This is a genomic window from Phyllobacterium sp., assembly GCF_037994425.1.
Classification (GTDB): Bacteria; Pseudomonadota; Alphaproteobacteria; order Rhizobiales; family Rhizobiaceae; genus Phyllobacterium.
In genome coordinates, this window is the sequence record NZ_JBBNAM010000212.1 from 35096 (window position 1) to 43291 (window position 8196).

The following is an 8196-nucleotide window of genomic DNA, read 5'->3' on the forward strand; positions in this document are numbered from 1 at the left end:
TGCCCATGGATCGACCTAACGCCTGAAATGGCGGTAAATTTGTGATCATGTACGGATTTGCCAAGTGAAACTACCATATGGGCGCAGGAGAACGAAATGTCCACTCAGTCCGCAATCGAAAACAAACTTAACGAGGCGTTTCATCCCGTTTCTTTGGCAGTCATCAATGAAAGCCACCTCCACGCCGGTCACCATCATTCAGACAGCGAGCATCATGGCACATTTGACGGTTCGGGCGAAACGCATTTTCGCGTGCGTATTGTCGCGGCGGCTTTCGCCGGCATGTCGCGCGTTGCGCGCCACCGGGCCATCAACGATGTCCTCAAGGATGAACTGAATGGCGGCGTCCATGCACTGGCGCTTGAGCCTGCAGCGCCGGGCGAGGCAACACGCTAGCGGGTTTCAGCCTTTTCGCCGTCCTCCAATGGCCTGATGCGGAGCCGTGTAATCCGATTTTTTTCCCGCCGCAGGATAGTGAAGCGCTTGCCGTGGAAGGTGAACGCCTGCTTTTCCTTCGGGATGCTCTGTGTCTCGTGGATGACCAGCCCTGCGATTGTGGTTGCCTCGGCGTCGGGCAGGTTCCAATCAAGCGCGCGGTTGAGATCCCGAATTGGCACGGAACCGTCGACGAGTACTGAACCATCGGGCTGTGGCCTGCAGCCCTGAACGTCGATATCGTGCTCGTCGGCGATGTCGCCGACAATCTCTTCGAGAATGTCCTCGAGCGTAATCAATCCCTGAACGTCACCATACTCATCGACAACAATGGCGATATGCGCCTTGCGCCGTAAAAACGCGTTGAGTTGGTCCTGCAATGTCGTCGTGTCGGGCACGAACCATGGCTTGGTGGCGACCTTCATGATGTTGATCTTGGAGAAATCCCGATCCGCGTCCCGAATCGCCCGTACGAGGTCCTTCGCATGGGCCACACCGACAATATTGTCACTCGCGCCCTTCCACACGGGGATGCGCGTATGATGGCTCGCCAGTATCTCGCCGATCACCTTCTCAATTGGATCGTCGGCGTTAACCGAATCCATGTCGGTCCGATGAATCATCACGTCATAGACTTCGAGTTCGCGCAGATCGAGCAGGCCGCCGATTTGATCGCGGTCGCCTTTCACGACCGAACCTTCCTTGTGCAGCAGTTCGACGGCGCCGCGCAGTTCTTCCTGCGCCGACAGCATCGACGTTCCTGCAGCAAGATTGATACCGAAAGCGCCTAGTATCTTGCGAACAATCCAGTTGACGAGATCAGAGAGCGGTCCAAACAGAAACACTGCGATCTGGGCGAAGCGGACAAGCGCGAGCGAATTGCGGTCGGGGCTGGAGATCGCCCAGGATTTGGGTAGAACTTCTGCGAAAATGACGAGCAGGACCGTCATGATCGCGGTGGCGTAAGCAACCCCGGCCTGTCCGAAAATCGTGAGCAGCATGCTTGTCGTCAGCGACGAGGCCAAAATGTTGATGAGGTTGTTGCCGATCAACATGACGCCGATCAGCCGGTCACGCTTTTCGATCAAGGCCTCCACCACTTGCGCCCTTGCGTCGCCGCGCTTCGAAAGGCGGTGCATGCGGGCGCGCGACGCGGCAGTCATGGCGGTTTCAGACCCGGAGAACAGGGCAGACATCAGGATCAGACCGAGTATCACTCCGCAAAAGATCCAGATTTCCAGGGTCATTTTTGCTGCTTCTCCTGCAAAAAGCTCAATACGGCAGATGCCGGCACATCCTTGGCGATGAACGACTGCCCAATACCGCGCGTGAGAATGAAGGTCAGCGCTCCGCGCGCCACTTTTTTATCCTGCGCGATGTAGTCCATCAGCTTTTCGGCGGGTGGCATATCACCAGGTACGTCGTCGATCGATGTGGGGAGACCGACAGTGCGCAGGTGCGTTTCGACGCGCGCGGCATCGTCGGGGCTTGCCAGGTTCATTTTGGAAGAAAACTGATGCGCGAGAACCATGCCGATCGCCACTGCCTCGCCGTGCACGAGCCGATGCGAATCGTAGTTTGTCGCCGTTTCGAGCGCATGACCAAATGTGTGACCGAGATTGAGCAGGGCCCTGTCGCCGATCTCCAGTTCGTCCCGCGCCACGACGTCTGCCTTGGACCGGCAAGACACGGCGATTGCCTCGGTGCGTTCCGGACCGCCGGCGAAGATGCCACGCCAGTTTTTCTCGAGCCATGCGAAGAAATCCGGCCTATCGATCAGGCCATATTTGGCAACCTCGGCATAGCCGGCACGAAATTCCCTTGGCGACAGCGTATCGAGAATAGCGGTATCGGCGAGGACGAGTTGCGGCTGGTAGAACAATCCAACGAGATTCTTGCCATGCGCCGTGTTGATGCCGGTCTTGCCACCCACGGAAGAATCAACCTGCGCCAAAAGCGAGGTCGGTATCTGCACGAAACCCATGCCTCGGCGGGCGATGCCTGCGGCGAAGCCGGCAAGGTCGCCAATGACACCGCCGCCAAAGGCAATGACGATATCGCCGCGCTCGAGCCGTGCCGACAGGATTGCGTTCGTAACGGTCTCCAGGGTCGCAAAACCCTTGGATTTCTCGCCGGGCGTCACGAGGATCGGCGTCGCATGCACACCTGCGGCGTTGAGGCTATGGGTCAGGCGCTCAAGGTGCAGACCTGCCACCGTCTCGTCGCTGACGATGGCGACCCGCATGGCATCCGTCCGATCGGCGATTTCCCGGCCCGCTCTCTCGATGAGGCCCGCGCCGATCAGAATGTCATAGGAACGATCCCCGAGTTTGACAGGGACGATTATTGTTTCACCCGCGGAGATATCCGTCATCTATTCGTATCCTCACTGGTCATCACTGCACCGCCCAGATGACCGGCGATTGCCTGCATCGCCTCAAGCGCGATGATCTCTTTCTTTTCTTCACGAGAATTGATCGTAAGATCCGCCAGCGCGTAGACCGGATAGCGCTCGGTCATCAGGCGCTCCATGACGCCGCGCGGATTGTCGTTCTTCAAAAGAGGCCGGTTCTGTTTGCGTGCCACGCGCTGCATGAGCACTTCGAGCTCGGCCTTCAGCCAGAGGGAAACACCTTCGGCGGCGATGGCCCGGCGCGTCTGATCGTTCATGTAGGCGCCGCCGCCCGTTGCGAGTACGATCGGACCATCCTCCAGCATGCGCGCGATGACCCGGCGCTCCAGGTCGCGAAACTCGGCCTCGCCATAGGCTTCAAAGAGCTCTGGAATCGTCATGGTCGAGACCTTCTCGATCTCATGGTCCGCGTCAAAGAATGGCAGGTCGACCATCGTTGCGAGCTTCTTGCCGACCGTGGACTTCCCGGCACCCATCAGCCCAATGAGCACGATGGATCTGTGGCCAAGGCGCTCGCGAATCGACCTTGCGATCTCAGATACGTCGGTTTGTTCTAATTGGTCTTCAGTGGTGTTCATCATTGCGTATCGATAGGAAAACTCTGTTTTCGTCAAGCAAACTATAGCGGTCCTGCCCTTCTTGCTAGTTTCACGAAATCATAAGGTTTCCGCTGCAGTATTATGGAACCTCGAATCCGATCCTACGAAGCGAAAATGCCGACCCTGACACGACTGATCCTTGTCCTCGCGATCCTCGCCGGGCTCGTCTATGCCGGAATGGTCGCGCTGGTGACATTCGTGCACCCGAGGCAGACTGAAATGACAATTCGTATTCCAAGCGAGAAACTCAACCCGAAGCCCGACCAGAAGAAGTGACGCCATGCGCGCTGCCGCCGCTATCGAAACATTTCTTGAAATGATGAGCGCCGAACGCGGCGCCGCCCAAAACACGCTCGAATCCTATCGCCGCGACCTCGAAGATGCAGCGGCCTTCAGTTCGGCAACGGGCGAGCAACTGACAGTTGCCACGAGCTCGACTATCCGCGCCTATCTCGACGATATTTCGGCGCGTGGTTTTGCTGCGACCTCGCAAGCCCGGCGTCTTTCTGCCCTGCGCCAGTTCTTTCGTTTCCTCTATACGGAGAATATCCGCGGCGATGATCCGACAAGCACGCTCGATGCGCCCAAGAAGGACCGCTCCCTGCCGAAGATCATGAGCGAAGCCGATGTCGAGAAACTCCTGGCGCGCGCCGAACTCGAGACGAACGATCCGCAGGCATCCGGTGCATCTCTCACACAGTCCTTGCGCCTCCATGCCCTCCTTGAAATCCTCTATGCGACGGGCCTGCGCGTCTCCGAGCTCGTCGGGCTCCCGGTGGCAGTCGCCCGGCAGGACAGCCGGTTTCTGATGGTACGAGGCAAGGGTTCGAAGGACCGGATGGTGCCGCTCTCCGCAAAGGCGCGCAATGCCATGCACCGGTACCTCGCCGCCCGCGACCTGCAGCCCAATCTTGCCGACAATCCCTGGCTCTTCCCGGCGCTGTCCGAAAGCGGCTTTCTGGCAAGGCAAGTATTCGCCCGCGAGTTGAAGGGATTGGCGGCGCGTGCCGGGCTCAAGGCCTCGGCCATCTCCCCGCACGTCCTGCGTCACGCTTTCGCCAGCCACCTGTTGCAGAATGGCGCGGATCTGCGCGCGGTTCAGCAATTGCTCGGCCATTCCGACATTGCGACGACCCAGATCTACACACATGTGATGGAAGAATGCCTGCACAGGCTTGTCACGGAGCACCACCCTCTGGCAGACTAGGCATAAGGTCGAAAGCATTCAACCAGAGGTCTGTCCATGTGGCACTTGTTGAAGAGGATGATCACCCGACCCGAGCCTCCGCCCGCCGAAACCGACGGCGAAGTGATTCATTTCGACGATCGGGGCTTCACCCGCACCAGCCATCTGACCCGCTCCATGGGCTGGCGGCAGAGCTGGGGGTGGAATGAAGTCACCGCTTTCGGCTTCACCTTCACACCCGCCATGTTTCCCGATCCGTGGTTCGGCGATTACATGGAAAGCCAGTGGTTCCTTACGGTCAACAATGGCGATCGTACGGAACATATCCATTTCGACGTTGCCTGGCTTGACCTTGACAATTTGCCCCGCGGTCTTGTCGACCGGATGCCGGGGCTAGACATGGAGGTGTTGAGGAGTGGTTTGCGAACCGCGGCCCAGGGCCCCCGGAATTTCGACGGCGAGGGCCGCTGGGTCGGCTGGCAGCGTGCCGAACCGAAGCGTGCGCAGCGCAAGACGGCAGCGCCGCCCAAGCCACCAAAGCTCGCCAGACGCAAACCTGCCGCCAGATAGCCACCACACCTTCGCGGCATTTCCCCGCAATAAGTTGCGCCGCCAGGCAGCCTTTGGGCCATGTTTCTTGACATGCGCCTCGGCAACAGCCAGTTAGAACAAAATTCACCGTTTGCAGGCAGACATCTCGTCCATGTACAACTACCTTGATTTTGAGAAACCGGTCGCCGATCTCGATGGCAAGATCCTCGAGCTCAAGAAGCTCGCAGAAGAAGGCGACGCACTCGATACCAATGACGAGATCGCACGGCTGGAAAAAAGGTCAGCCGAAGCCCTGCGCGACCTTTATCGCAAGCTGACGCCTTGGCAGAAGGCGCAGATCGCGCGCCATCCCGACCGCCCGCATTGCGTGGACTATATTTCCAAGCTCTTCACCGACTTCACCCCGCTTGCCGGCGACCGCAACTTCGCCGATGACGATGCGGTCCAGGCTGGCCTCGCGCGTTTCAACGGTCAGGCTGTTGCTGTAATCGGACAAGAAAAGGGCAACGATACCAAGTCGCGCCTGAAGCACAATTTCGGCATGGCCATGCCCGAAGGTTATCGCAAGGCCGTGCGCGTCATGGAACTTGCCGATCGTTTCGACCTGCCGGTCCTGACGCTCGTCGACACTGCTGGCGCGTTTCCCGGGATAGCTGCCGAGGAGCGAGGCCAGGCCGAAGCCATCGCCCGCTCGACAGCTGCCTGCCTCAACCTCAAAGTGCCCATCGTTTCGGTCATCATCGGTGAAGGTGGTTCGGGCGGAGCCATTGCGATTGCGACGGCCAACCGCGTCTACATGCTCGAGCATTCGATCTATTCGGTGATTTCACCCGAAGGCGCTGCCTCAATCCTCTGGCACGATTCGACGCGGGCCAAGGATGCGGCAACGTCGATGCGTATTACGGCACAGGACCTTTACGAACTGAAGATCATCGACGGCATCATACCGGAGCCCGTTGGCGGGGCCCATCGCGGCAAGGATGCCGCCATCGAGGCGACAGGCAACATCATCAATGTCGCGCTCAAATCCATGGGCAATATGGACGGCGACGCACTGCGCCAGGATCGCCGCGAAAAGTATCTTTCGATCGGCCGCAATCTCTAGTTGCTGTCCGTATTGACCATCAGGACTTCAAGCGAAAGCCCGGTCACGACCGGGTCTTTTCGCGCCTGATCGCCGAATTTCGTTAAGTCGCCGAACAAACCTGCCCCGCAATCGCACTGCGGAAAATAGTTTCGGTTTTTTCACGAAGCAGCTTGCAATTCGGTTCTCAACCCATTACGAACCGCGCTGCGCAGACGAACGCGCATAAGTGGTACGCGCCCGTAGCTCAGCTGGATAGAGCACCAGACTACGAATCTGGGGGTCAGAGGTTCGAATCCTTTCGGGCGCGCCACTACTTTCTCAAGCAAAATCAATATGTTGAAACATTGAAAAACCACCGTTGTGTCCGGACACAAATCGGCCAGGACACATTACGGACACACAGACGCGAAAATTCGCTCCCCAGATATTGATTCTGCGATTTGCCGGCGCCTGCCTGTAGCTCATGATTGTTGATAGGTCTTCCGCCTTTCGCTGACCATGGGTCGCGAATCACGCCGATCGTTCGGGAGGGGGATTCCTTGACCTCGAGTGTAGTAGGTAACGCCTTATTCCGGGAATAAAAAAGGAGTGTGGGTCGGTTGTCGACCCGCACTCCCTTTCGACCAAAAGCTCGGGGTATCAGATACCCCGAGGCCAATTTCAGGATTGCTCTGCCAACCAGGCTTTTAGCTTGTCGACCGGGTAACGTATCGCACTCGTCTTGCCACCACTGCCGAGCTTGACGAACGGCGGTCCCATGCCCTTAGCGCGCCATGCCTCGAGCGTCTTCTCCGACAAGCTCAGCATGTGCGCCACATCCTTGGGGGTGAGCAGCAGCTTCTCCGGCAGTTCGTCTGGCATTACGTTACCTCGTTCTCGTCGCTCTGCCGCACTGGCTTGCACGCCTTAGCGTTGTGCATGCGCTTGAATGCCCAGATATCAGACTGATCGTAAACGATCTCATAGACGGTCGATCCGTCCTGTTTCGTGAACTCGTATTCGATCGGTTTCATCCCTCGACACCCCCGATGATAAACGCCGGATCGTTAACATTTCCGGCACAGACATAGACGTTGCCGGAGCCGTCGGCATTGCCTCCGCCATACCATCTGCCTCGCCAATCCAGACGTTTCGCCAGTGCCTCTGCGGCAGCATCGTGATTGCCTTCCGAACCCTTGGCATAGTCCCATGACACGAACATTGTCCGTGCCTGACAGCGCACGCGGATTCGTGCGCCTCTCGCGTTTGTGGGTCCAAAGAACTTGGTTTCAATGGCTTGCATTTTGGATGCCCTCCAACCTGCGATTGGCAGCGCGCAGCAGCTTCAACACGAAGTCCATATCGCTGATGGTGTTGCAGGCGTGGTAGTAAGCGACTTCCCAAATATGCTCATTGTCGAAGTACTCCGACGCGACCGTTTCGAGCTGGCTGTCTATGACTTCGATGTAATAGGAATCGCTCCCGTCGGCATTGTGTTCAATACCTTTGCGAAGCTCAACGCGACCGTGTGCGGAAAGCTTGCTTGCGAACTTAATGCGACCTTCGCCGTTCATGGCGACACGGAACATATTGCGAATGAATTCGATCATTTCGCTTCTCCCTCTGTGCGAACTGGACGGGCGAAATAGCGATATGCGCCGTATGCATTGTCGCGGCGATCGACTGAACGTGTAGCGCTTGCTAGTGTCTTGGCTGTGCCGACGACGTGCTTGGTTTGCCGATCGACGATTTCATAGTGAGTGATTGTCATTTGCCATCCTCCAACGATGGTTGGGCAGAGCACCATTGCTCGCCTCACCTCATTAGCTAATGGGGTAATGTCATGTTGTCAAGGGTAATATAGGGTAACATAGGATAATATCAGAGGCTGGCATGAGGGCCACCGGGGGTACAACTGGCCAACGCCACCCCCACCCCCCTCCTC

Annotated in this window: 13 protein-coding genes and 1 tRNA gene; 6 read left to right on the forward strand and 8 right to left on the reverse strand. The window is 57.9% G+C overall.

Features of this window, described 5'->3' with window-relative positions:
* Positions 1 to 96: 96 nt before the first annotated feature.
* On the forward strand, positions 97 to 396 hold the full coding sequence (locus AAAB35_RS14845) for a BolA family protein (RefSeq protein ID WP_340669055.1): 300 nt from the start codon (positions 97 to 99) through the stop codon (positions 394 to 396).
* On the opposite strand, the gene AAAB35_RS14850 is transcribed toward AAAB35_RS14845, so the two are convergent.
* From AAAB35_RS14850 to AAAB35_RS14860, 3 genes are read right to left on the reverse strand one after another with little or no spacing between them, the layout of a single operon-like run.
* A complete protein-coding gene (locus tag AAAB35_RS14850) occupies positions 393 to 1682 on the reverse strand; it encodes an HlyC/CorC family transporter (RefSeq protein WP_340669056.1) in 1290 nt (429 codons plus the stop codon). The two genes, AAAB35_RS14845 and AAAB35_RS14850, sit on opposite strands and share 4 nt — an antisense overlap.
* Positions 1679 to 2809, reverse strand: a complete 1131-nt coding sequence (gene aroB, locus AAAB35_RS14855) for a 3-dehydroquinate synthase (protein WP_340669057.1) — start codon at positions 2807 to 2809, stop codon at positions 1679 to 1681. Before aroB ends, AAAB35_RS14850 begins: the two co-directional genes overlap by 4 nt.
* Positions 2806 to 3426, reverse strand: a complete 621-nt coding sequence (locus AAAB35_RS14860) for a shikimate kinase (protein ID WP_340669069.1) — start codon at positions 3424 to 3426, stop codon at positions 2806 to 2808. Before AAAB35_RS14860 ends, aroB begins: the two co-directional genes overlap by 4 nt.
* Positions 3427 to 3561: 135 nt before the next feature.
* Between AAAB35_RS14860 and AAAB35_RS14865 the strand changes: the two genes are divergently transcribed.
* From AAAB35_RS14865 to AAAB35_RS14885, 5 genes are all read left to right on the forward strand, one after another.
* Positions 3562 to 3723, forward strand: a complete 162-nt coding sequence (locus tag AAAB35_RS14865) for a histidine kinase (RefSeq protein ID WP_340669058.1) — start codon at positions 3562 to 3564, stop codon at positions 3721 to 3723.
* A 4-nt stretch (positions 3724 to 3727) separates the two neighbouring features.
* Positions 3728 to 4654 (forward strand): site-specific tyrosine recombinase XerD, encoded by a 927-nt coding sequence (gene xerD / locus AAAB35_RS14870; protein WP_340669059.1) that lies wholly within the window; start codon positions 3728 to 3730, stop codon positions 4652 to 4654.
* 36 nt (positions 4655 to 4690) lie between these two features.
* Positions 4691 to 5203: a hypothetical protein gene (locus AAAB35_RS14875; protein ID WP_340669060.1), complete on the forward strand. Its 513-nt coding sequence runs from the start codon at positions 4691 to 4693 to the stop codon at positions 5201 to 5203.
* A gap of 133 nt (positions 5204 to 5336) precedes the next feature.
* Entirely contained in the window at positions 5337 to 6290 is a 954-nt protein-coding gene (locus tag AAAB35_RS14880) for an acetyl-CoA carboxylase carboxyltransferase subunit alpha (RefSeq protein WP_340669062.1), read from the forward strand.
* Positions 6291 to 6505: 215 nt separating this feature from the next.
* Positions 6506 to 6582, forward strand: a tRNA-Arg gene (locus tag AAAB35_RS14885).
* A gap of 350 nt (positions 6583 to 6932) precedes the next feature.
* On the opposite strand, the gene AAAB35_RS14890 is transcribed toward AAAB35_RS14885, so the two are convergent.
* The 5 genes from AAAB35_RS14890 to AAAB35_RS14910 all read right to left on the reverse strand — a co-directional run bounded on the left by AAAB35_RS14890 (position 6933) and on the right by AAAB35_RS14910 (position 8022).
* Positions 6933 to 7133, reverse strand: a complete 201-nt coding sequence (locus AAAB35_RS14890) for a helix-turn-helix domain-containing protein (protein WP_340669063.1) — start codon at positions 7131 to 7133, stop codon at positions 6933 to 6935.
* Positions 7133 to 7285, reverse strand: coding sequence for a hypothetical protein (locus AAAB35_RS14895; protein WP_340669064.1), 153 nt, complete (start codon positions 7283 to 7285; stop codon positions 7133 to 7135). Before AAAB35_RS14895 ends, AAAB35_RS14890 begins: the two co-directional genes overlap by 1 nt.
* On the reverse strand, positions 7282 to 7473 hold the full coding sequence (locus AAAB35_RS14900; RefSeq protein WP_340669065.1) for a hypothetical protein: 192 nt from the start codon (positions 7471 to 7473) through the stop codon (positions 7282 to 7284). Before AAAB35_RS14900 ends, AAAB35_RS14895 begins: the two co-directional genes overlap by 4 nt.
* Positions 7474 to 7540: 67 nt before the next feature.
* On the reverse strand, positions 7541 to 7861 hold the full coding sequence (locus AAAB35_RS14905) for a hypothetical protein (RefSeq protein ID WP_340669066.1): 321 nt from the start codon (positions 7859 to 7861) through the stop codon (positions 7541 to 7543).
* Positions 7858 to 8022 carry a hypothetical protein gene (locus AAAB35_RS14910; protein ID WP_340669067.1) on the reverse strand — a complete coding sequence of 55 codons (165 nt, stop codon included), beginning with the start codon at positions 8020 to 8022 and terminating at the stop codon, positions 7858 to 7860. Before AAAB35_RS14910 ends, AAAB35_RS14905 begins: the two co-directional genes overlap by 4 nt.
* Positions 8023 to 8196 lie beyond the last annotated feature (174 nt).